This window comes from Pedobacter sp. KACC 23697, assembly GCF_045348445.1.
GTDB lineage: Bacteria > Bacteroidota > Bacteroidia > Sphingobacteriales > Sphingobacteriaceae > Pedobacter.
Map to the genome: position 1 here is coordinate 3,313,913 of NZ_CP157485.1, position 24,003 is coordinate 3,337,915.

General features: G+C 41.6%; 15 protein-coding genes. 6 read left to right on the forward strand and 9 right to left on the reverse strand.

From position 1 onward, the window contains the following. Positions 1-218: 218 nt before the first annotated feature. Entirely contained in the window at positions 219-4,358 is a 4,140-nt protein-coding gene (gene treY, locus ABEG20_RS13190; RefSeq protein WP_406823797.1) for a malto-oligosyltrehalose synthase, read from the reverse strand. Next, entirely contained in the window at positions 4,264-6,123 is a 1,860-nt protein-coding gene (gene treZ / locus ABEG20_RS13195) for a malto-oligosyltrehalose trehalohydrolase (RefSeq protein ID WP_406823798.1), read from the reverse strand. Before treZ ends, treY begins: the two co-directional genes overlap by 95 nt. Before the next feature lie 133 nt (positions 6,124-6,256). On the opposite strand from treZ, the gene ABEG20_RS13200 reads away from it, so the two are divergent. Continuing rightward, positions 6,257-7,264, forward strand: a complete 1,008-nt coding sequence (locus ABEG20_RS13200; RefSeq protein ID WP_406823799.1) for an SDR family oxidoreductase — start codon at positions 6,257-6,259, stop codon at positions 7,262-7,264. A 503-nt stretch (positions 7,265-7,767) separates the two neighbouring features. Here the strand turns inward: ABEG20_RS13200 and ABEG20_RS13205 are convergent. From ABEG20_RS13205 to ABEG20_RS13215, 3 genes are all read right to left on the reverse strand, one after another. Then, entirely contained in the window at positions 7,768-7,959 is a 192-nt protein-coding gene (locus ABEG20_RS13205; RefSeq protein WP_406823800.1) for a hypothetical protein, read from the reverse strand. Positions 7,960-8,159: 200 nt separating this feature from the next. Continuing rightward, entirely contained in the window at positions 8,160-10,352 is a 2,193-nt protein-coding gene (locus tag ABEG20_RS13210; protein WP_406823801.1) for a catalase, read from the reverse strand. Positions 10,353-10,367: 15 nt separating this feature from the next. Continuing rightward, a complete protein-coding gene (locus tag ABEG20_RS13215; RefSeq protein WP_406823802.1) occupies positions 10,368-10,922 on the reverse strand; it encodes a ferritin-like domain-containing protein in 555 nt (184 codons plus the stop codon). A 347-nt stretch (positions 10,923-11,269) separates the two neighbouring features. Here ABEG20_RS13215 and ABEG20_RS13220 point away from each other — a divergent pair, with 347 nt between their 5' ends. Next, positions 11,270-11,827 carry a ferritin-like domain-containing protein gene (locus ABEG20_RS13220; RefSeq protein WP_406823803.1) on the forward strand — a complete coding sequence of 186 codons (558 nt, stop codon included), beginning with the start codon at positions 11,270-11,272 and terminating at the stop codon, positions 11,825-11,827. A gap of 365 nt (positions 11,828-12,192) precedes the next feature. Then, a complete protein-coding gene (locus ABEG20_RS13225) occupies positions 12,193-12,666 on the forward strand; it encodes an ankyrin repeat domain-containing protein (protein ID WP_406823804.1) in 474 nt (157 codons plus the stop codon). Here the strand turns inward: ABEG20_RS13225 and ABEG20_RS13230 are convergent. The 4 genes from ABEG20_RS13230 to ABEG20_RS13245 all read right to left on the reverse strand — a co-directional run bounded on the left by ABEG20_RS13230 (position 12,663) and on the right by ABEG20_RS13245 (position 18,731). After that, the gene (locus tag ABEG20_RS13230) at positions 12,663-13,271 is read right to left on the reverse strand and encodes a hypothetical protein (protein ID WP_406823805.1); all 609 of its coding nucleotides are present in this window, start codon (positions 13,269-13,271) and stop codon (positions 12,663-12,665) included. The two genes, ABEG20_RS13225 and ABEG20_RS13230, sit on opposite strands and share 4 nt — an antisense overlap. Positions 13,272-13,504: 233 nt before the next feature. Next, positions 13,505-13,867: a response regulator gene (locus ABEG20_RS13235; RefSeq protein ID WP_406823806.1), complete on the reverse strand. Its 363-nt coding sequence runs from the start codon at positions 13,865-13,867 to the stop codon at positions 13,505-13,507. Further along, positions 13,860-15,413 (reverse strand): PAS domain-containing protein, encoded by a 1,554-nt coding sequence (locus ABEG20_RS13240; RefSeq protein WP_406823807.1) that lies wholly within the window; start codon positions 15,411-15,413, stop codon positions 13,860-13,862. The genes ABEG20_RS13235 and ABEG20_RS13240 overlap by 8 nt, the downstream gene beginning before the upstream one ends. Positions 15,414-15,803: 390 nt before the next feature. Next, positions 15,804-18,731 carry an ATP-binding protein gene (locus ABEG20_RS13245; RefSeq protein ID WP_406823808.1) on the reverse strand — a complete coding sequence of 976 codons (2,928 nt, stop codon included), beginning with the start codon at positions 18,729-18,731 and terminating at the stop codon, positions 15,804-15,806. Positions 18,732-19,025: 294 nt separating this feature from the next. On the opposite strand from ABEG20_RS13245, the gene ABEG20_RS13250 reads away from it, so the two are divergent. From ABEG20_RS13250 to ABEG20_RS13260, 3 genes are all read left to right on the forward strand, one after another. Next, the gene (locus tag ABEG20_RS13250; protein ID WP_406823809.1) at positions 19,026-20,348 is read left to right on the forward strand and encodes a paraquat-inducible protein A; all 1,323 of its coding nucleotides are present in this window, start codon (positions 19,026-19,028) and stop codon (positions 20,346-20,348) included. Between the two features lie 12 nt (positions 20,349-20,360). Continuing rightward, the gene (locus tag ABEG20_RS13255; RefSeq protein WP_406823810.1) at positions 20,361-21,710 is read left to right on the forward strand and encodes a paraquat-inducible protein A; all 1,350 of its coding nucleotides are present in this window, start codon (positions 20,361-20,363) and stop codon (positions 21,708-21,710) included. A gap of 141 nt (positions 21,711-21,851) precedes the next feature. After that, positions 21,852-23,909: an ATP-binding protein gene (locus tag ABEG20_RS13260; protein ID WP_406823811.1), complete on the forward strand. Its 2,058-nt coding sequence runs from the start codon at positions 21,852-21,854 to the stop codon at positions 23,907-23,909. Positions 23,910-24,003: the final 94 nt, after the last annotated feature.

Consider the following 24,003-nt stretch of genomic DNA (forward strand, 5'->3'; position numbering starts at 1 on the left):
ATAATTAATGTTTCACCTTTATCAATCAACTGCGGTGCTTAATAATGAACATCATAAAGTCAGCTATAGTTTAGGTAATTTAATTATTTTACGAACTGCTGAACGCCTGCTCACCAGAAGGCCACGATTGGCAACAAAAGAACTGGACAGAAAACATTCAAGGCACATCGTTTTACACAGTAGAAAGATGTGCCTCCCAAAATTATTTTCATAAGTGCCTAACGCCCATAAAGTTCGGTTTCTGCTTTCAGCCAGTTTATTATTCTCTCGCTGATAAAGTTTTTATCTGCTCTCCATCTCCAATTTCCTATTGCCATACCCGGTACGTTCATCCTGGCCGTTTCATCTAACTGCAAGATATCCTGCATAGGTATGATGGCCATTTTGGCAATTGAAGCATAACAGAGTTTGATCAGCATGGCATTGATATCCTGTTCATTCACCACTTTTCCAACATATCTGGAAAGCCGCTCTCTAACCTTTGGATCTGTTTCATTTTTAAACCAACCTAAAGTGGTATTGTTATCGTGCGTTCCGGTGTAAACAATACAATTTGCTGAGCCAAACTGATGTGGAATATGTACTGATCCCGCTAAATCTTCTCCAAATGCAAACTGCAGAACTCTCATTCCTGGTAATTGAAATTTTTGCCGCAACTGCTCCACATCAGCTGAAATTTCGCCCAAATCCTCGGCAATAAAGGGAAGTTCACCTAATTTCTTTTGTATTTGATAAAAAAAATCGGCTCCAACTCCAGGCTTCCATGTACCATCAACAGCATCTTCACTACCAGCCGCAACCTGCCAGTAACTAGAAAAGGCTCTGAAATGATCTAAACGGAGAAGATTAAACAGCTGTAGGTTTTTTTTCAAGCGGTTTTCCCACCACGTATAACCATCCTTTTTCATCTTTTCCCAGTTGTATATCGGCATGCCCCAAAGTTGCCCCTTTTCGTTAAAATAATCAGGGGGAACGCCGGCTACGACTGTCAGATTCCCACTTTTATCCAATAGAAAATTTTCGCGTTGTGACCATACTTCAACTGAATCATGGTCGAGGTAAAATGGAAGATCACCAATCAGGTCTATGCCTTTCGCATTTGCGTATTCTTTTAAATGGTACCATTGGCGATAGAAAATAAACTGGTTCCATTTTATTTCTTCTATTGCTGCCTCATGGCTTTTTTCAAAATCTGCAATGGTTTTAGGATCTTTTAATTTAAATTTTTCTGACCAGTTAAACCATTCTTTACCCTTAAAATATTGCTTTATGCAGGCATAAATAGAAAAATCAGCTAACCAGCTTTGTTCAGTTTTGCAAAACGCTTCAAATTCTTTAACCAGATTTTCATCTCCATTAAGTTTAAACAGCTGATAAGCTTTGTGTAAAGTCCGCTGTTTCATTTCTTCAGTTTTCTCAAAATCTACCGGCCCTGTTTCTGGCAGCATAGCAGCATTCAGATCGCTTTCGCTTAAAAGCGCTTGTTCAAATAAACTTTCGGGACTGATGAGCATCGTATTTCCGGCCATTGAAGAATTGCTGGAATAAGGCGAATACCCGGTTTCTTTTTTGGTAGGGTTAAGCGGTAAAACCTGCCAGTAGTGTTGACGTGATGCGGCAAGAAAATCTACAAATTGATAGGCACCGGGGCCTAGATCGCCGATACCAAAACGGGATGGCAAAGCACTAATATGCATGAGTACACCTGCAGCACGCTGATTATTTTCAGGAATTAATTTAATTACTGCCAATGGAATAGAATTGAACAACTGGCTAATCAGAATACCTTTGTAAAGCGGATCTTTATACTCTTTTTTCCCGGTCAGCAGGTTTTGCCAGCCAAGGGGTGTCTCATTTGGCAACAACACTTCGGTATCTTCCCAATCAAAACTATCGGCCGCTACATTTTGATTTTCACAGCATTTGGCAAAACCTAAAGGAACTACCGTGATTAGCCATTGGTCTTTGTATTGTCTGGCAAAAGCACAAATATGCTGACTATACTTACCTTGAACCTGTAAAGGGCGATAGGCCCCGCGTTCAAAAACCGCTGCCTCCGATTTTCTGATCCCTAGCAAAGTTCTGGTTAGCCACATTTTTATTTTTCCCGAAAATTTTTCTTTCAAAAGTTTTTTAACATCGACGGGCTCCTCAAAAGAGGCCAGCAAATTAGCCCTATCGTCAAAGTCCACTGGTCTTCTGTTATCGGGATCAACCAGACTTAAATCCCATAATTCCGTTCCCTGGTAAAGATCTGGGATACCTGGGCAGGTAAATTTTACGGTTAGCTGAATTAAGCTATTGATCACTGCAAAATCTGCTATTCGCTTTAAAAAATTCCTGATTAAACTGTTGCTCTCCTGCGGCTCAGTTAATATAAGCTGCGCAAATTCAATGAGTTTATCCTCATAATGTTCATCAGGATCTGCCCAGTTTGACCGCTTTTTAGATTCCCTTAGTGCTTTTACTATAAATTGTGCCAAACGGCTTTCAATTTCATTATCATCATCTTTATGAAAGGGCAAAGCACCGACAATGGTTTGCAGCACCAGATAAATATCATTATCATGTAATTGCTTAAAAGATGGATGCTCTTTTTGTAAAGCGGTGAAAGTTTTTTTGAGCTGCTGCACCAATTGAGCCCACTCCTCCGGAAGATCGCTAAGTACGTTTAACCTTGCCCTAACGTCTTCCCCTTTTTTGGTATCATGAGTGGAACTTCCATTCATGCTAAATGGCCAGTCTTGCTGTCGATTATACATTTCATGGTGAAACTCCTCCACGGTCATTCCAAAAGCATCCGGTGCGTCGCCCACTTCAGCATGGCCTATAAAGCGGTTATAGGTAAACATAGCAGTGTCTTCTACCCCTTTAGCCATGAGCGGTCCCGTAAACTGCATACAGCGCTGAAAAAAATGACTCAACTTTTTATTATAGGCCAGGCTTTTCTTTTTTGGAATTTCCAAAAAGATTTTAGTCAACACTTCTCCCGCCTTAGCCAGCTTTTTATGATGAAAAATGGGTATAAGCAAACTTTGAACATGAAGTGCTTCTGCCTCCGCAAGTGGAAAACGATAGTTATAATATCGGTATACAGGCATGGCTATCAGCATTTCGGCGAGCGCTGCTTTAAGATCGGCCTGGTTTATGGTTGAAAATTCAGGCTGTTTAAGGCCCAGTAAACCTTCAAATAAATTATCCAGTTCACCCTGCATATGCTTAAACAAGATGTTGCTTTTCTTTTCGTAAATCAGTTTAGACAGATCGAGTTTTTTGCCGGTTACTTCCTGATAAAGCTTGTTAAAGGGCTTTTCTGCGGCTTTGTTGGTAAAAAGATTGTTTACCATTGCTAAAAAGTCGTAGCCGGTAGTGCCCTGTACTTTCCAGTCCTGAGGTAATGCTTCGCCATTTTCGAGAATTTTTTCAACCACGATGTAAATGTCTTTGCCAACAGCTTTCCTAAGCCTTTGCACATATTCCTCAGGATCATAAAGTCCATCAACATGATCGATCCTCAATCCCTGGAAAATGCCTTTATCAATTAGTTCAAAGATATAACGGTGATAAAGATCAAAGGCTTCCTGATGCTGCATATTGAGGCAAATCAAGGCATTGACGGTAAAAAACCTGCGATAGTTAATATTGTAATCAGTTTCCTGCCAGTTGCATAAACGGTAATGCTGGTTTTCGACAATCCTGGTTAAGGCTTCAGCATCGCTATTAATTTTCTTGAGTTCTTGTGTTGAAAGTACCTTAGCAGTTTCTGCATTGACCGGCCAGTTAGATTCGCCGTAGTTAAGATAGTATTGACCTTTAATGGCTACCAGCTTTATTTTTTGCGAGGCAATTGCTTCTTCAAGGTCTTCACCTAAAAAAGGGACCATCAAACGGCCATCTCCTTTTTGCAAGTCAATATCAAAAAAGTATGCAAAATCTGAAGCTTTTCCTTTTTGCAGCACATCCATTAACCAGGCATTATCCGGATGAAAGGCCATGTGGTTGGGCACAATATCCTGAAGCCAGCTGATGCCGGCAGCTTTTAACTTTTTAGAAATTTTGATCAATTCTTCCTCGGTGCCGATCTCGGGATTTAACTTCAAGGGGTTTACCACATCATAGCCATGGGTACTTCCGGGCATCGCCTCAAAAATCGGCGAAGCGTATAAGGTCCCGATCCCCAGTTCAATTAGATAGGGAATGATTTGATCAAGAGATTTAAGGTTAAAGTTTTTATGAAACTGGATCCGATAGGTAGAAGTAGGTTTATGCATCTGCTTTGTAAAGAATAATAATGGATTCTGGAAATAAAGTATACTGGCTTGCAGCCGATAGCTGTTTTGATTCTGGGCTTGGACCATTCCAATGCTTTAAAGAAGAATCTAATAACACCGAGGCCTGTTGAAATGCAGGGTCAATGGATAGGGTTTGTTCTTGTTTGGAAAAATTGAATATGGCCAAAATTGCTTCACTGTCTTTCCAGCGTTTTAGTACGAGGGCGTTTTTTTCAGGAAAGGCTTCTGCGTGTACATGATGCCGATCCAGGTTGGCGAATACGGGATGTTTTTTCCGCAACGCAATCAAAGTTTTATAATAATTGAGCATGATCCCGTGTGTTGGTTCTGCTGTTTTTTCCCAATCAAGCCTGGAATGTTCAAAAGTAGATACTGCCTGTGGGTCGGGTGTTTCGCCATGTGTATGGAAGGCGGCAAATTCTGCTTTTCTTCCTTTTCTTACGGCTTCAATCAGCTCTTCATCGCTATGGCTTACGAAAAACTGAAAAGGATTGGTTTCTGCCCATTCCTCGCCCATAAAAATTAAGGGTAGAAAAGGACCGCAAAAAACTGCGCCTGCCATGACCTTCAACATTTCAAAACTAACCAGGGCGCTGCTTCTTTCGCCCAGCATACGGTTGCCCACCTGATCGTGATTTTGGGAAAAGACAACAAATTTAGCACCTGAAACTTGCTGTACAGGCATTCCAAACTTCCTTTTTCGATGTGGAGAGTACTGGCCGGTATATACATAAGCATCTTGATAGGATTTAGCCAGATCTGCTACCCCATTAAAATCTGAATAATAACCTTCTTTGGCTTGCCCGGTACAAACCCGAAGCGCATGGTGAAATTCATCTACCCATTGGGCATCCATGCCGTAGCCATAGTTGCTTTGATCCCTGATATAACGCTCATCATTTAAATCAAGCTCAGCGATTAACTGGTATGCCCTGCCGGTACTTTGAGAAAGTTTTTCGGTGTAGGTTTTAATGTCTGCCAGAATATGTACCGGACTAAAATCTTTAATGGCATGTACCGCATCCAGCCTAAGCGCATCAATATGAAAATCCCGGAACCACATCAAGGCATTTTCGATAAAAAAATTACGTACGGCATCGCAGCCTGCATCATCAAAATTAATGGCCTTGCCCCATGGTGTTTGGTATTTATCGGTAAAATATTCGCCAAAATCGGAAAAGTAATTCCCTTCAGGCCCAACATGGTTATACACAACATCTAAAATAACGGCCAAACCTTTAGCATGGCAGGCATTAACCAAGTGCTGTAAGGATGATGGTCCACCGTAGGTATTTTGCACAGCAAAGGGGAACACACCATCGTAACCCCAGTTTCTATTGCCAGGAAATTGTGCAACCGGCATAATTTCTATGGCGGTAATGCCAAGTTCCACCAGAAAATCCAGTTTAGTTTCGATAGCGGCAAAATCTCCATCTGGTGTAAAGGTTCCGGTGTGGAGCTCGTAGATTATAAAATCTTTTAAGTCTGCTCCTTTCCAATCCGCATCCGTCCACGAAAAAGCGTTTACATCGAATGCCGTAGATGGTCCGTGTGGTCCTTCCTCCTGAAATAAGGAAGCTGGATCTGCACGTTCCAAGGTTTCTGCGTCAGTTAAAGGCGTAATTTTAAAGCGATATGGATCATTTTTCCTGACCTGGTCTGTTTGCAAATACCAATAACCATAGCCTTCATCAAACAGCTGTAAAGTCAATTCGCGATCTGCTATCAAAATAGAAACCTGCGCCGCCAAAGGTGCCCAAAGCCTGATTTCGGCTGCCCCGTTCTCCTTAAAGTTTAATCCTATTTTTCGCTTTTGTATATCTATTTCCATTGAAGAACTTTAGAAAAAAACAAGAAAAATGCGCTAAAAGTTTTAGAAGTGGCCAGCTCATTTATTAAAGTTTAAAAAAGCCAAACCTTCTAAAATTTTATCCGGTTATATCTATACCTATTAAAACATCATTATGGACGGGAAAAAAAATATTACACGACGTGAGGCGCTAGGCGGTCTCGGTATCGGGTTGGCCAGCATGGCCATTGCACCAACACTAAATGCGGCAACGGTAGACAAAACTTATTATCCGTCACCTGCGGCGCTTGAGGATCCTACAACAAAGTATCCACGACCACCTTTTAACCACCAAAACCAACCCTGGCCGGCACTGGCCAGCAAAATGGTACCCAGGCCCGATCACGGCGAAACCAGTTATAAGGGTTCGGGGAGATTGATGGGCAGAAAAGCACTGATTACCGGTGGCGATTCGGGTATGGGAAGGGCCGCAGCTATTGCCTATGCCAGAGAGGGTGCAGATGTGGCCATTAATTATCTACCTCAGGAGGAGCCAGATGCTAAAGAAGTTGTTGAACTGATTAAAAAAGCTGGCCGCAAAGCCGTTGCAATTCCGGGAGATATCAGGGATGAAGCTTTTTGCAAAAAGCTGGTTGACAATGCTGTAAGTCAGTTGGGCGGACTTGATATCTTGATTAGTAATGCCGCAAGACAGCAAAGCACACCTTCGCTTGCGGATTTAACCAGTGAGCAATTTGACTGGACCATAAAAACGAACATATATGCGCCCTTTTGGATTATCAAAGCCGCCTTACCACATTTAAAACCGGGTTCATCCATTATTGGAACTACTTCGGTACAGGCCACAGATCCGTCACCTGATCTTTATGATTACGCACAAACAAAAGCCGCTACCACCAATTTTGTAAAATCACTGGCCAAACAACTTGGTCCTAAAGGCATTCGGGTAAACGGAGTTGCCCCTGGACCGATATGGACACCTTTACAAATGGGAGGTGGGTCGACGCCTGAGAAACTTAAAGAATTTGGTAAAGATACAGCTTTGGGCAGACCGGGACAGCCTGCCGAACTGGCATCCATTTATGTTCAGCTTGCTGCAAATGACGCCAGTTTTTCTACTGGGCAGATATATGGCGCTGCCGGAGGGAATGGTCAGCCTTAAAAGCGACTAATAGATGGTTTGTTTAACAAAGCTCCGTCATTGCGAGAAGGCTTTTTTAGCCGACGAAGCCTGCCTACATGAAAGATTGCTTCGTCGTCCCTCCTCGCAATGACGATCGCGCTGGTGGATTTTTTAAATGGTAGTAAAGAAATCTTTTATACACATAAAAAAATTCTCCCCGCCTGTACATGTGGGCACTACGCGTTGCTTCTGTCAAGGAGTAATTTATTTGAAATCTATAATTTACCGGTGGATAAAGTTTATGATTTATCCACTGGTTCCAGTTGCTTACCGGTCTGTTCTGTAAGCATACTATCAGGTGTTATATTTCCCATGGCTACTTCAATTTATTCTTAAACCCAGAGATCACCCTGTCTTTCCCGTAATCATGGCCTCATAACCAATGCCGCTACCGGGCCCGGTAATCAGGCCGAAATGCCTTATATTTTCCATAACATATATTTTTCAGGTTCATCAAAAACCACCATTAAATTTATAATTTTTTAGTCGCCATTGTTTTTGCCTGTCTGCTTGTCAACATCCGAATCAGATTTTGTGGCTTGTTCAGCTGTTTTCTGATTGACTTCATTATCCTGTTGATCCATATCAGCATCACTTCCCTCTAACTGTGAGACTGGGATAACGCCTACTTTCTCCTCGTTCTGTGCATCAGAATCTGTTTTTTTGTTTTCCATAATTTTTAAGCTTATTCTAATTGATATTTGCGGGCAGGTGAATTCGCCCGATTGGGGACAAATGATATTTCGCCAATAGAATGCCTCTTCAGTTATAAGAACCTTTTAAAACCTTTGGCAGTTTGTTTTATTTTAAAAAAAACAACCAGGTGAATTCACCTGGTTGAATTATGTGAAGAATGTTCAATAAACTGGCGCTGCTATGCCGGAATTTTTCGCGCCACTTCCCGGTCCCAAAATCTGTGCTGAGCAATCATTTTGATAAACAGTTCCACTGACGAAGAAAGATTGTCTGAAACGATTATGCCCTCACGCAGCACCGTTTCCTGCGAATATTCATCAGGAAGTTTCTTGTAAAAATAGGTAGCCTCTAAAACCTGTATGGCTGAAGCACCGGCAGCAATTGCTTTACAGTGTTTAAAAGCTTCGTTCAGAAAATGTACCGCACTAGCTTCTGCTTCCAACGTTGCAGAACTATTTGTTCCGCCTGGAAGATAAACAGCATCATAAAGTACAGAGGCCGCCGTAAGGAAACTCTCATCTACTTCAATCTGCTGATCTTCCTGTGAAAGAATGATGCCCAGTTTTGGTGCAATAATGTGCACAACTGCACCTTCGGCAACGAGTGCATCCTTTACTGCACTAAGCGATTTCCCATCTACGCCATCTGCTGCAAGAATGGCGATTTTTCTGGTCGCGATGGAATCTTTAGGCGTGCCGGCCATGCTCAAGGCCTCCGATTTTGTAACTTCACCTTCTTTCTGTTCCGGGGTGTAATCAGCAGGATCGGCATCAGCCGGGATACTACCATTAAGTTCTGCTAAAGGAATGGTTGGAACGTGAAGTCCAAGCGCATAAGCTACAGCTGCTGCCAGGCCTTTATCAATATGGTTAAGTAAGCCCAGCATGCGTGTTCTAATCTCAACCATTTTTACCTTACCCAGCTCAAAAGTAAGGGCATCGATCAGGTGGTTTTTTTCGGCTTCAGACTGACTATTAAGGAATAACCTGGCCTGCGAGAAGTGATCAAAAAAGCTCCTGCTTCTTGCGCGGATTTTCCTGGCATCAATTCGTTCATTGTAACTTACAAACCCGCCCTCGGCTGCTTTAGCCTGTTGTGGATCATTTGCAGCGATCCCGTTAGGGCCATAACTGGTTTTGCCGCGGTTGATGGTTTGGCGCATATAACCATCACGCTGGTTATTATGTACGGGCACCACCGGCCTGTTAATCGGAATCTCATGGAAATTTGGCCCGCCCAACCTGATCAGCTGCGTATCGGTGTATGAAAACAGCCTTCCCTGCAAAAGTGGATCATTAGTAAAATCTATTCCGGGAACAACATGACCAACATGAAAAGCAACCTGTTCAGTTTCAGCGAAAAAATTATCCGGATTACGGTTTAAAGTCATTTTTCCAATGCGCTGCACCGGAACCAGCTCTTCGGGGATGAGTTTGGTCGGATCCAATAAATCGAAGCCAAACTTAAATTCATCTTCTTCTGCAACAATCTGAACGCCAAGTTCCCACTCCGGAAAAGCACCGGCTTCTATCGCGTCCCACAAATCCCGTCTGTGAAAATCGGGATCTTTTCCCGAAATATTCTGTGCTTCATCCCAGGCAACCGAGTGTACACCTAATAATGGTTTCCAGTGAAATTTCACAAAACTGGACACGCCAGCTGCATTAATCAAACGGAAAGTATGTACTCCGAAACCTTCCATCATGCGGTAACTTCTTGGAAGGGCCCTGTCGCTCATCACCCACATGATCATATGGGCAGATTCGGGCATAAAGGAAATAAAATCCCAAAAAGTATCGTGTGCCGATGCAGCCTGAGGCATTTCATTATCTGGCTCCGGCTTTACTGCATGTACCAGATCAGGAAATTTAACTGCATCCTGGATAAAAAATACAGGCATGTTGTTACCTACGAGGTCGAAATTACCTTCCTGTGTATAAAATTTTACGGCGAAACCACGAACATCGCGCGCCACATCTGTAGATCCTCTTGATCCTGCTACGGTTGAAAAACGCACAAAAACAGGGGTTTCTGCACCCGGATCGCAAAGAAAAGCTGCCCGGGTGAGGTCAGACATATCTTCGTACACCTTAAATACCCCATGCGCTCCAGATCCCCTGGCATGTACAACACGCTCAGGAATCCGCTCATGGTCGAAATGAGTGATTTTTTCCCTTAGAATAAAATCTTCCAATAAGGTTGCACCCCGATCTCCGGCTTTAAGTGAATTCTGATCATCGTTTATGCTAACACCATGATCGGTTGTCAGTTTTTCACCGGTAGCATCTGCAACAAAGACCTCCAGTTTTGTGGTTTTATCATTGTCCTGATTAATCGGACCAGTATCTTTAACCGTTGTTTTTTTTGCCATTTTATTTCTCCTTTCTTAAGCCTCGTCGGCTGCCTGGTAGTTAATTTCATTTTCAGCTATATCAGATAGCTTGGTATCAGCAAGTTTTTCGTCAGCAAGTGTTTGCTCCAGTAAATCTGCCACTTCTGTTAAGCCCAATGTGTTGGCTAATTGGAAAAGTCCGCTGTAAGAAGCAATTTCATAATGTTCTACCTTCTGGCTGGCCAGTATGATACCTACATCACGCGTTGCTGTTCCGGCTTCTGTCTCCTGAATGATGCTTTCACCTTCTTTACCCAATCCCTCCATCGCGTCACATTTTTTGGCTACGGGTTTTTCGCCAAGCAACTCAAATACCTTCTCAAGCCTGGCTACATGTCCTTTAGTTTCGGTAAGATGAGATTCGATTGCGTTTTTTAGCGCCGGTGCTGTTGCACTGGCAATCATTTTAGGCAAATTTTTAACCAAATGATTCTCGGCCCAATAAAGATCGCGTATTCCATCTTTAAAGAGTTCTTTTAAGGCATCAGAAGCCACTACCGTATCTTTAGCGCTAAGTATTGGTTTACTGCCGCTGTCTTGTTTTTTCATGGTATGTTTTGTTTAAGGATGTTTCTTTATTAACCATCATCTATAGAACCCTGTATTTCGCTATTTAGTTTCCGTAATTTATCCGTGTTTTAATACGTGTTTTATAAAGGATAGTTATGCCATGCAACCTTAATGAAAACTGACCAATAACCTTACAAACTAAAGTGATGACGTTCATTAAAATTTAGTTGAGATCAGTTTATGATTAAAAGTTTCAGGCAACCTTCTTCAGGCCGGAAAGAAATAATAGCAGGGTTGAGCGTCAAATATAGCAGCGAGGAAAAAACTCAAAACCATTCCTGATTTTACCCTGTTCTAAAATAAAGAATCTACTAAGAAAATTTATTATGGCAACTACAAAAACGACGGCAAAGAAAACCGCAAAGCCTACAGGAAAAACAGGAAAAATTGAGCATTCAGAATTCCACGATTTTTTTGTAGATGAATTAAAAGATATTTATTGGGCTGAAAAACATCTTGTGAAAGCGCTTCCGAAAATGAAGAAAGCGGCCACAAGCCCTGAACTTGCAGCCGCTTTTGAAAAGCATACTCAGGAAACAGAAAAACATATCAGCACCCTTGAAGAGGTATTTAGCCTTTTAGGTGAAAAAGCAGCAGCAAAAAAATGTGATGCCATGGCTGGTTTACTGGAAGAAGCTAACGGAATTATTGCTGATACTGATAAAGGTACCATGATCCGTGATGCCGGACTGATCCTTGCTGCCCAAAAAGTTGAGCATTATGAAATTGCAACCTATGGAACATTAAAGGTATTTGCAGAGAATATTGGCCACGATGACGTAGCTGAACTCCTTTCACAAACCCTTGAAAATGAAAAGGCAACAGATGTAGCCCTGACAGAAATAGCAGTTAACGCAGTTAATGCGGAAGCTGTAGCAGAATAATTAAAGCGAAAGGCTCTCCGGAGCCTTTTGTTTTATGCTGTTTTTATTGCTCCGTTCGTTCCAGGCTGTCTCATAAATATAGAATTGTCACCCTGAGCTTGTCGAAGGATTAACTTTAAATCTCTTACAACGCGTTTCGACAGGCTTAACGTGACAAATTCGATTGAATTACAATTTTTGATTCAGCCTCTTTTTTTTAGCAAAAATGCTGAAAAAAAATTAGCTGCAGGAGCATTAAAAACTTGATTGAAATAATCGTTTGAATTGCAATTAAACAGAAAAGATTTTTCATTGCATTCACAATGACAATTGAAAACCAGAATAACAATTGAAAACCTTTTCTCTACCACCACAGTTATATTTACATGGAAAATTTAGACCTATTGATCATACCCGCAGCAAGACAGGGGGAAACCGAAGTATTAAAAGAGCTGATTAGCAGGGGTGCCAATATAAATTTCAGGGATGAAAAGGGATATACACCACTAATCATTGCCTGTTACAATAACCGTTTATTGTGTGCAGAAATACTCTTAGAAGCTGGAGCAGACATAAACGCGGCAGACTATGGTGGCAACACGGCACTAATGGGGGTTTGCTTTAAAGGTTACCTGCCCATTGCAGCACTACTGATTGCCAAGGGTGCAAAACTAGATCTTCAGCATGGAAACGGCGGAACTGCCCTCATGTTTGCAGCCATGTTCGGCAGGAACGACCTGCTGAAACTCTTATTAGAAAATGGTGCGGATACTTCAATTACGGATGTACGCGGACAGCGGGCAGCAGAACTCGCCGCCATGCAGGGCAATGAGGAAGGACTTGCCATGTTACAACACTAAGGTGTGCCATCAAGCAGTCCTTTTACCAATAATTTCCATTGAGGGTAGGATAATCCCAGCTTTGCACTAACGCCAACAAGCAGGTTTCGTGCCCGATCAATCAAATTTCCATCATTAACATTTGCCTGCTCATTCCTGCCATGTTCTTCTGCCCGTACCGTAATCCGATCCCTACGGATAATAAAGGTAGAAGTAGCTTGGTCTTTTAAAAAGTGAGCAACCTCTTTATCCTGATTTAGGGGCGAAGAACAAGGACGCACACACATACTGATCATTTCAAAATTACCGTCGAGTGCTCTTTTAATTTCTTCAACCAGCACCCAATCAAAACCATTACCCGATAACGGACCGGGACCTGGGATATCGATTCTGATAAAATCTCCTTTTTGAACTGAACGCAGCGCTTGTTTTCCATCAGGCATAAAAATCTTAAAGTCTGCTAGTCCTGATATTTTGCCCCATTCATTCACTGCCAGCAACCGTTTTTCAGCTGCTGCAAAAAATTCCCGGGCCTGAATGATATTGTTTAATTTGCGTTCTTCAACGGCATCCATCTGGCTTCCGGTAACCTGCCGTGGAACCAGACTGTTTGTTAATTTTTTCATTCCCTTTTTACTATGAAACCATGTGTCTCAACACTTAGTTTGATTATTTATTAAAAAAGGATGAAATGCCTACAAGTTAATTGCAAACACTACTGATTCGGTATGAAGAATAGGACTGTTATGGGTAGTCTATAAAATAGTATTCATTGAATCGTTATCGGATTCAACTTTTTAGAAAATCATAAATTATTAAAAAGCTGGAATTTAAAAAAACAGATCATCGCTAATCTCTTTTAATTAAGCAGGGCATTAACCGAATCTAAAATATTATTCAGATCGAAAGGTTTGGCTATAAATAAGTTGGCACCTGCATCTTTGGCAATCTGTTCTCCGTCCCTGCTGGCCGAAATTACAATAACCTTCAGCTTCTCATGGGCTGAGTGGTTTCTTAAAATCCTTAATACCTCCTGTCCCGAAAGCCTTGGCATCCACAAATCGAGGATCAATAAATCAGGCTGCTCCCTATCAATAGCCGTCTGTACTTTTAAACTGTCATTTACCGAAATCACCTTATGTCCAACCTCATCCAGAATCATTTCCAACACATCAATAATCCCTTCGTCATCATCACAGATCATGATTTTCTTTTTATCCATTCGTTTCCTTTCCTGCCTTCGGTAAAGTAAAACTAAATATAGACCCTTTGCCTATTTCGCTTTCTACCCAAAGGGTTCCATTATGGTTTTTAATAATTTGGTCGCAAATATAAAGTCCTATCCCCATCCCCGGAAACTTCTTTTGAATTTCTACACCACGGTAAAAACGTTCAAAAACTTTTTTCCTGTCTTCGGCACTCATTCCCAAACCAAAATCCTTAACCGATACCTTAACATAATCACTTACATTGGCAATATTTACTTCTATTTTCTCTGAATCAGGTGCATATTTAATGGCATTCGATAAAAGGTTGCTCACTACCTGGGCAATGTGTGATTCATCTGCAACTACTTGTGCATCTGTTTTTCCACTCAAAATAATTTGGTGACCTGGAACCGTAGCCCGCATGCCTTCAATGGCTTCCGTTATCATGGTATCAAAATCAAACTTTGCCATGTGTAATTCCATATTACCACTTTGGATACGCGAAACATCAAGCAACTCGCTGATCAGCGAATTTAAACGTTCTACATATACAGATACTTTGCCGAAAGTAGACAGAAATTTCTCACTGGCATCCTTAGGCATGGCGCGCTCTAATAACTGCACATAACCTTTTATCGTGGTGAGTGGGGTACGAAGTTCATGACTGGCGATAGATAGAAAATCATCCTTTCTTATTTCTACTTCACGTCTTTCCGTAATATCTTCAATAGCAAGCAGAATCTGGTCTTTAAATTGTCCTTCAAATTCTACGCGATACGCATTCAAAAGCATTAATTTTTTTCCAATATGAGGAAAATCGTGTTCAACCTCAAAATCCACAACAGGATTGTTGGTTGGTAAGATTTTAACAAGCAAATCACGCAATTTTGGAATATCCCACTGGTGGTTACCTAAATCATATAACTGACGACCTACTGTTTCTTCCTTACTCACCTTAAATGTCCTTAAAAAGTGATAGTTGGCACTCAGCACATTAAAATCAGGATCAAGTACTAAAAGTCCCTCGCGTACTGTTTCTATAATACTAGCTAAGAATGCTTCGCTTTCCCTGAGTTCCTTTGTGCGTTCGATAATCCGCTTTTCCATCACCAGTTTCTGCTGACGCAGATCTTGCTCCGCATTTTTTCTTAAGGTTACATCATTCTGTACACCAATAAAATGTGTTACTTCTCCTTCAGCGTTTTTAACTGGCGACATATAGAGTTCGTTCCAGAACAGATCGCCATTTTTTTTATAGTTCCTGATCTCTACCCGGCATTCTTCCCCTTCGTCAATACACTTTGCCAAAATTGCCCGTTCTTTCTGATTTCGGTCTTGTGCCTGCAAAAACCGGCAGTTATGGCCGATAATCTCTTTTCTGGAATACCCGGTAATTTTTTCAAATGCTTTGTTGCAATAAATTATTGGATTGTCTGGCTGGGTATTATCTGTAATGATAATGCCTGAAATAGAGGCATCCAATGCCAGGGTCATCAGTTGGAAATTAGATGCACCGGCATTTCCTGAAAGTTCAAATTTTCTATTGTTAGATGTTTCCAATTGATCTGTATAAAATTGTGAGTATCTGACTTATATTTTTAATGGTGATTTAATCACGGCTAATTTCGTTTTAATGAATAAAACCCATCATATAACCGCTTAAGCGACAATTTGTTTTATTTCTTTACAACTAAAATCAGACAAAATTGATAAATTTTTGGCGACTAATGAAACCATTTCTGTGAATAAAACTAGACAAACTAAGTTACTTTCTAACAAACCTGACTGGCTAAATATCGCGCAAAAATAGCTTATTCCAAAACAATTCGGAAACTACATTTGTTACAATCCCACATCTACCTAAAATAATAACTGTACAACCGGTTAGTTGACGCGGCCACCGGCAAAACCGGTGGCCGCTGTTTTTAAATCATTAGCGACCCACAGGCTTTAGCATGTTAGCGGCAATGAAAAATAAAAGGTAGAACCCACCATAGGTTCGCTCTCTACGCCAATAATGCCACCATGGCGGTTTACAATTTCCGAACAAAGGTATAGGCCCAAACCAAATCCTCTAAAGCCTTTATTCGCCGATTCGGTACGGTAAAACCGCTTAAAAACATGCGGCTGATCTTCTTTTTTTATCCCTACCCCATAATCACGAACATTAATCACTACCTGCTCTTCTTTTGTCGTGATATAAATTTCGACCCTTGGCGCCTCTGGTGCATATTTTATCGCATTTACCAACAGGTTTGTAATGACCTGTCCGATTTTCTCCCGATCGCCATTTATCTGAAGTGCTTCCCCGGCGTTAAAATGAAGCATGTGCGCAGGAGAGGTAGATTGTACATCCCTTACGATTTCCTCAACGAGAGTATGAAGATCAAATTTTTCCCAGTTCAGGTACAACATCCCTTCATCCAGTTTACTCATATCGAGGAAGTCGTCTACCAGCCTGGCCATTCTGGTGACCTGGTAACCTGCTCTTTCAGCTGCGTTAGTAATTAAAGGCTCATTAATGGTTGCCGATTTTTTCCCGATCAGCTGAACATAACCGAAAAGTGCGGTTAGCGGTGTTTTTAATTCGTGGGTGGCTACAGCCACGAAATCGCGCATGCGCCTTTCATTGTAGAGCCTCACCCTGTTTATTTTTATCTGCGCACGCACTTTACTGAGCAGCTCTTGTGCCGAAAAAGGCTTAACCAGATAATCATCTGCCCCGGCTTCCAACCCATCAATCCGGGCTTCTTCACCTGCCCTTGCCGAAAGAAAAATAAGTGGGATCCAATGTTTTTCTTCTCTCTCCCTTATTTTTTTAAGCAAGCCCTTCCCATCCATCACCGGCATCATAATATCGCTGAGAATGAGCTCGGGGGTAAAAGTGCTTAATTGCTGCAATGCATCTGCACCATTTACTGCGGTGTAAACCGTGAATTCACTCTCCAGCAGACGTTTCAGATAGGCACGCATATCATTATTATCATCAACAATAAGCACCTTAGCATCTGGCTGATGTGCATGAACAGCTTCTATGGGTTGGTTTTCATAAGCTGCCCCATTGTATCCTTCGCCTAACAAACCTGAAGCCTCCTGAATAAACGATTCCCGTAAACCGCTCATCATTACCTGATAATCTTTTTGATGCACTTGCTCTGCCGGCAAATGTGAACTACCTAAGGGAATGCGTAACGTGAAGGTTGATCCCGATCCAAATACACTTTCAACCGCTATATTTCCGCCATGCAACCCTACGAGCTCACTAACCAGTGAAAGCCCAATGCCACTTCCTTCGTGGGTTCTGCCAATCGTATTTTCAACCCGGTGAAAACGTTCAAACATATGCGGAAGTTCGGCCTCCGGTATGCCTACCCCGGTATCTGAGACTTTTAAGATCACATGAGTGTATTCCTTAATCAGTTCTACTGTAATTTTTCCCTCAAGTGTATATTTAAAAGCATTGGAAAGCAGGTTGAGTACAATCTTTTCCCACATCTGGATGTCGAGAAAAACTTCAAAAGCCTGCAAATCTGCTTTAACGATAAGCTCCATATCTGCTTTTTCGATAATGGATCTAAAACTACTGGCGAGGTCGGTGGTTACCCCTACAATGTCGACCGGTTGAAAAGCAGCTTTTACCCTACCGGCCTCTACCCGGCTAAAATCGAGCAGGTTGTTAACCAGTTTGAGCAAGCGCATGGAATTACGGTGCGTAGAAAGTACAATCTCGCTAATTTCAGGATCGGCCATGATGGCCTTAGCCTGAAGATCTTCCAGTTGACCGAGCATTAATGTTAGCGGGGTACGAAACTCGTGACTTACATTACTAAAAAAAGCCGTCTTCGATCTATCTATCGCAGCAAGGGCTTCGGCCCGTTTCTGTTCTTGTTCGTAGGCATACACATTGGAGACAGCGCTACTGAAAGTATTGGCCAGAAGCGAATAAAAACCCAGGTATTCTTCGTCAATAGCCCTTCTGGCACTCACCCCGGCCACAACATAACCAAATGGTTTATCTTTACCGGAGATAAACACCGGTAAGATTACAGCATTAGTTGGGGTTTCGGGATAGGGCTGACAGGTAAAATCTCCAAACCTGACGGTTAAATCGTCTAAAACCAAGGGGGCATTAGCGGCTTTATCTAATGGCCAGGGCTGGTCGTTCCCGCCAAACATTATCTCTTCGACGGCCAATGCTGGCGCAAGTGCTGTACCTGCACTGCTGATCAAACTGGCAGAGGCGCCATTATCTGCAACATTGTAAAACAAGATAAAAGGCAAATCTGCGACAAAATCTGGCTGCTTTTCAGTAATCAGGTTACCAATATCTTCAATGCTTTTTGCCCGGGCCAGCACCGATGCCAGATCACGCAGCACCTGCGTTCTGCGGCCATTGAGCATCTTATCAGTAGTTTCTGTAATGGGGTGAAATATTCCACCCACTTCACCAGATTCATCGCGGATGGGGGCGAACGAAAAAGTCATGAAAGCTTCTTCAAGGTAACCATACCGAAACAAAAACATTTGCTGATCGGTAATATAAGTACCTTCTCCCTGCTGTCCGCGCGTAAATTTATCGCCAACTACCTCCAGGGCAGATTCCCAACAAATGCGAAAGTTCATCCCCATTGATTGTGGGTGCATTGCCCCACATATCGGGCGGTAAGCATCGTTATAAATCTGGATCGTCTCTGGTCCCCAGGCAATCAGGATCGGAAAAGTGGAAGAAAGACACAAACTCACAGATGTACGAAGACTTTGTGGCCAGGTTTCTACCGGACCCAGTGGATTATCAGACCAATCCATTGAGCGGATTAACGCTCCCATTTCTCCACCGCCAGATAAAAACTGTTCGTTGGAGAGGCTATGATTATCCATTATTTTACTTTTTATGGCGATAAAGATAATACAAATCGCATCAACAAAATTTTAATTATTTTACAACTTACTTTTGGACATGGTGAAGTGTGATTTTTAACAAATTATGCCCGAATTTATCCGGCCCGTGATTAATAAATTTAAAAAACCCTGCAAAACTGAAAACCATGTAGTTAGCCATCGATAATCTTTTAATACCGGCCAAAAAAAGGACTAAAACATTTTTCAAAAATTGATGTTTATCTGCAAATAGTTCCTTTCGGGGAGATGTAATCACTATTTATAACAAACAGATTGGAAAAAATAACCAACAAACCTGCAGCAGGAAAACTTATTTACCGGATTTTGCTGATCCTTGCACTGGGCATATTGCTTGTTGCGGAAGGCTTTTTTGGTTTAAGGCTCCATGAATTATCGGAAAAACAGGAACAGATTAAACATGATTATTCAAGGGTAAATAACATTACCTATGGCCTGTTCTCTGTACAACAATGGAAAGATAAGGTGGCAGACATTGTTCACCACCAGGTTTCGGGACTTAAAATAACTCGCAAACAAAAAAAGGTACTGCAGGGTGAAGTGGAACAAGTGTTGTTAGCACTTATTGATAAGGCAGAAGCCCTGGTAAACAAACCAAAGAAAACCATCAGCGGCAAGATTCAAAAATTTGCCATTAAAAATTTTGTTAACTCAGACAGTATCCGCGCACAGGTACCCGCGTTTGCCAAAAAAATAATTGCTGAAATAGATAACCCGAAAAATAAAAAGCAACTGGGCAAAATGGCCCTGGGCCAGTTTAATGAAATAGCTAAAGAGGAAAGCAGGGATACGGCATTTGTTGCCAACAATGCCATCATGAAAAAAATTTATCATCAGTATAGTGTATCCTCCACGCCACAGCTCAACAAAAAACTAATCACTACACTAAGCAATATCCGCCAACAAACGTACTATTACTGTTTTGGCATGTTAAGCTGCGTAATTGTTGTGCTGGCATTTTGGTGGCTATTGCGCAAACGTACTGATCTGCACACCACGCTTTTCATCATGTCGTTACTTTTCGCCTTTATCCTTTTAGCGGTGGGCCTAACGGCCTCTATGATTGAAGTTGATGCCAGAATCCGCTCTTTAGATTTTGTTTTACTTGGAGAGCATGTGGTTTTTAACGACCAGGTACTCTTTTTCCAAAGCAAAAGTATTATGGATGTGGTTCGGGTATTGATCAGCCAATCGGCAATTGATTCTGTGCTGGTTGGTGTATTGATTTTAGCCTTCAGTATCCTGTTCCCGGTAATTAAGCTCACCTCAACCGGTATCCACCTGCTGGGCGGTAAACGGTGGGCAGAAAACGGAATCATCCGGTATTTTGCTTTTCAATCAGGAAAATGGAGCATGGCCGATGTGATCGTAATTGCCATTTTAATGGCATACATTGGGCTTAACGGGCTCCTTGAAAACCAGTTGCGTGCATTAAATATCAATAATGATTCGCTCACGATCCTGACGACCAATAACACTGCCCTGCAACCGGGCTACATTATTTTTATCTGTTTTGTACTTTACGGACTGATCCTTTCCACAATCCTTAAATCTATTACTCCGCACGAGGTGCATTAAATCTGAAAATGAATGAGCGAATTGCAAAAAGATAATATCAATACTCCTAACCAGGCTAAACCAAGTGGATCAAGATCAGCTTCTTTTATCCTGATTGCAGCTCTTTCGCTGTTGTTGGTGGCTGCAGCATACTCTGGATACCGCTTCCGTGCGCTTGCCTATGAGCAGAAGCATATTAAGGAAGATTACAGCCTGTCTAACAATATCACTTTTGGTATATTTTCAGTTGACAGATGGGGAGATAAAATCTCTGCGGTGGTTGATCGCAAAGTAAAGGGCTTTAACCTTACCAAAAGCCAGAAAGCGGATATGCAGGATGAAGTTGAAAAACAGTTGCATGGCATGGTTAACAAAGCTGTGGCAGAATTTACCAGACCTCAGAAAGGGCTCGGAGCGAAACTCAAAAAACTTGCCTTCAACACATTTGTAGATGTAAAAGAGATCCATGCATTGGTTCCATCTTTCTCACGTACCATCGTTACCAAAGTAACCAGTCCTAAAAGCATTAAGAAATTAAAATCTGTAGCTGTAGGAAAACTTGATGAACTGGAAGCACAGACCTATGACAGAAGCGATCAAACCATCTCATCGGTAGAGCATAGCATTTATCAAAAATACAAAGTAAACAACGCAACCGCTTTTGACAAAGTCGTGAACGCAAAACTGAAGCAGGTAAAAGAGTTAAGCTATCAGTATGCAATAGGTATGACCGCTTGCATCATTATTGCCCTGCTGCTCTGGCTCATGCTGCGCAAGCGGGTAGACAGTGAGGTTACGCTTTTTGTGCTCTCCTTGCTTTTTGCCTTTATCTTACTTGCAGTAGGTGTGTCTTCTCCTATTATTGAGGTAGATGCCAGGATCCATACCTTAGAATTTGCATTGCTGGGAGAAAAACTTGTTTTTAACAATCAGGTGCTCTTTTTCCAAAGCCAGAGTATATTGGGAATTATTGGTACACTTGTAGAACAGCCTAAACCAGATGCAGTACTGGTTGGGGTACTGCTCATGCTCTTTGTGGTGATACTACCGCTTTTACGTCTTGTTGCCCGTGGACTGCAGGTATCTTGCAGCCAATTATTGGGAAATTCGAAAGTTATCCGTTTTCTGGCATTTGACTTAAGCAAATGGGATATGGCTGACGTGATGGTGGTTGGGATCGCCATGACCTATATTGGTCTAAACGGCATATTAAAAAGCCAGTTATCAGGATTGAATATTAATACTGAAGCGCTAAAAGTAGTTACCGAGAACAACTCCGCCCTGCAACTTGGCTTTTTTATATTTGTTGCTTATGTAGCGTACAATATCATCTTATCTTCTATTCTTAAACGCATGGATGAACAAAACGGTCCTTGCAATTAGCATAAGTTATGGGTAAATTGCTGGCTAGCCAATCGTAAAATACTATAACAATGGCTAGATTACGAAAAGTAACAGTTTTAAATCTTATCATCCAGGTAAATTATCAAAATGATTACTTTTGTATTTAACGGGTTATAATCAATGCTAACTACAACCAAAATCTACAATTTCATATCACTTGCGCCTATACCGATCTTCGTCATTGATCCGGACTTAATGAAATTGGAATATGCAAATGCCCGGTTTTTAGATTTAGTGAATGAAGAAACTCAGGAAATTGCAGCACTAAATTTGAGCGACATCCTTGGTCAGGATTTATCACCAGCGACATATTCCTTCTTTTTGCAGTTGAAGAATACTTCAGATAATACTGGTGTTCCCGTACAGATCCCTGGTATGGAGAGCACTGTAGCCCCATTTTCTGGCTACAGTTATTTTGCCGGAAGACTAGAGGAGGCAGACGGTATCAAAATGAAAATTGCCGTTTGGTTAATTGCCAAAACTACTATTGCAACGGAAACTGACACATCCATTACTGGTGATGAAACCTTTTTAAACCAGCGATCAAAGGAAGAAATCCTTTCTGATATAAAACCCACAGAAAAACGCCCAAACATTGAATATGTACAAGTGTCTGAGGAAAGTCAGCAAACAGGAACCGACAGTTTACGGGTTGCTGAATATTATATTGAAAAAAGTGAATCGGTAGAGGAACAGCAAGTGGTATCAGAAACCAGGACACAACTGGAAACAAGCCGTGAATGGTTCAAAAACATGGTACATTCCTCTCCTGTTGCCATGTTGATTACCAAAGGCGAAAACATGGTTTTTGATGTGATTAATAATGCCATGCTACATTTAATTGGTAGAGACAGCTCAGTTTTGGGAAAACCCTGGTTTGAGGCCATCCCGGAATTGGTTGGACAATCGGTTGTAGATGAGCTGTTTTACGCCTACCGCACGGGAATCACGCATCATGTACCGGGCGTTGGCATATCTCTGATCAAAAATGGCAAAACAACTTTAGGCTATTATGACCTGACCTATACCCCCTTAAGAGAAAATGGTGAAGTAATCGGGCTGATGCAAACCGCTACAGACATTACCGAATATGTCACTTCCAAAGAAAAACTTCAAAAAGCGTATGACCAGATCAGGTTATCGAAAGAGGCTGCACAGTTAGGTACTTTCGATATGGATATGGTTACCGGCCGATTGCAGTGGGACGACCGGTGCCGGCTTTTATTTGGTATAAGCCATTCTGATGAAGTAGATTTTGAGCGGGATTTTTTGAACAACCTTCACCCGGAAGATCTGGAAAGAATAAATACAGTTTTAGCCTACGTTTTTGACAAACAGGCCAGTAATGGCATATATGATGTAAAATATCGCACCATTGGATATGAAGATAAACGCCTGAGGTGGATTAGAGCCAAAGGACAGGTTTACTTTGATGCGAACGATAAACCGTTAAGATTTATCGGTTCTGTTCTGGATATTACAGAACAAAAAGAAGATGAGCAACGCAAGAATGATTTTATTGGCATGGCGAGCCATGAACTCAAGACACCCCTCACTTCGATAAATGGTTACCTTCAGTTGTTGCAATACCATGCGAATTTACAAAGTGAACACAGAATGCTTGCTACTATTGATAAGTCGCTAAACCAGGTTAAGCGGATGACCCGCATGATCGATGGCTTTTTAAACGTTTCGCGACTGGAATCAGGAAAGATAGCCATTGATAAACAACAATTTGAGATTACAGACTTATTAAAAGAGGTATGCGAGGAAACGATGACTTTGACAAAGGGTTATCATATAAATCTGCATCTCGCTAATGAGGTTATGGTTAATGCAGACCGGAGTAAATTAAACCAGGTACTGCAAAACCTGATTGGTAATGCCATTAAGTATTCTGATCTGGGAAGCGAAGTAAACATACAATACACCGTTGATCATGATCTTATTATCATTAGTATTATTGATGAGGGCATAGGCATTAAGCCAGAACACCAACAAAAACTTTTTGACCGATATTACCGGGTTGAAAGTGACAGCACGATAGCAGGCTTTGGGATAGGTTTATATCTCTGCGCAGAAATTGTAAACCGTCATCACGGAAAAATATGGGTGGAAAGTACATTTGGGAAAGGCAGTACGTTTTCATTCAGTATTCCGCTTGGTACTATAGGCTAATGCATTAAAAACTCATCTGGTCAAAAATTACCAAATCGCCGACAGATTAAGGTAAGTCATTTCAACCGCAGTGAAGAAATCTTTTTATATAGTC

What these genes read in the sequence shown, in the direction of transcription:
- treY (WP_406823797.1), bottom strand. Translation starts at nt 4,358, where the DNA reads ATGGTCCAAGCCCAGAATCAAAACAGCTATCGGCTGCAAGCCAGTATA.
- treZ (WP_406823798.1), bottom strand. Translation starts at nt 6,123, where the DNA reads ATGGAAATAGATATACAAAAGCGAAAAATAGGATTAAACTTTAAGGAG.
- ABEG20_RS13200 (WP_406823799.1), top strand. Translation starts at nt 6,257, where the DNA reads ATGGACGGGAAAAAAAATATTACACGACGTGAGGCGCTAGGCGGTCTC.
- ABEG20_RS13205 (WP_406823800.1), bottom strand. Translation starts at nt 7,959, where the DNA reads ATGGAAAACAAAAAAACAGATTCTGATGCACAGAACGAGGAGAAAGTA.
- ABEG20_RS13210 (WP_406823801.1), bottom strand. Translation starts at nt 10,352, where the DNA reads ATGGCAAAAAAAACAACGGTTAAAGATACTGGTCCGATTAATCAGGAC.
- ABEG20_RS13215 (WP_406823802.1), bottom strand. Translation starts at nt 10,922, where the DNA reads ATGAAAAAACAAGACAGCGGCAGTAAACCAATACTTAGCGCTAAAGAT.
- ABEG20_RS13220 (WP_406823803.1), top strand. Translation starts at nt 11,270, where the DNA reads ATGGCAACTACAAAAACGACGGCAAAGAAAACCGCAAAGCCTACAGGA.
- ABEG20_RS13225 (WP_406823804.1), top strand. Translation starts at nt 12,193, where the DNA reads ATGGAAAATTTAGACCTATTGATCATACCCGCAGCAAGACAGGGGGAA.
- ABEG20_RS13230 (WP_406823805.1), bottom strand. Translation starts at nt 13,271, where the DNA reads ATGAAAAAATTAACAAACAGTCTGGTTCCACGGCAGGTTACCGGAAGC.
- ABEG20_RS13235 (WP_406823806.1), bottom strand. Translation starts at nt 13,867, where the DNA reads ATGGATAAAAAGAAAATCATGATCTGTGATGATGACGAAGGGATTATT.
- ABEG20_RS13245 (WP_406823808.1), bottom strand. Translation starts at nt 18,731, where the DNA reads ATGGATAATCATAGCCTCTCCAACGAACAGTTTTTATCTGGCGGTGGA.
- ABEG20_RS13255 (WP_406823810.1), top strand. Translation starts at nt 20,361, where the DNA reads ATGAGCGAATTGCAAAAAGATAATATCAATACTCCTAACCAGGCTAAA.
- ABEG20_RS13260 (WP_406823811.1), top strand. Translation starts at nt 21,852, where the DNA reads ATGCTAACTACAACCAAAATCTACAATTTCATATCACTTGCGCCTATA.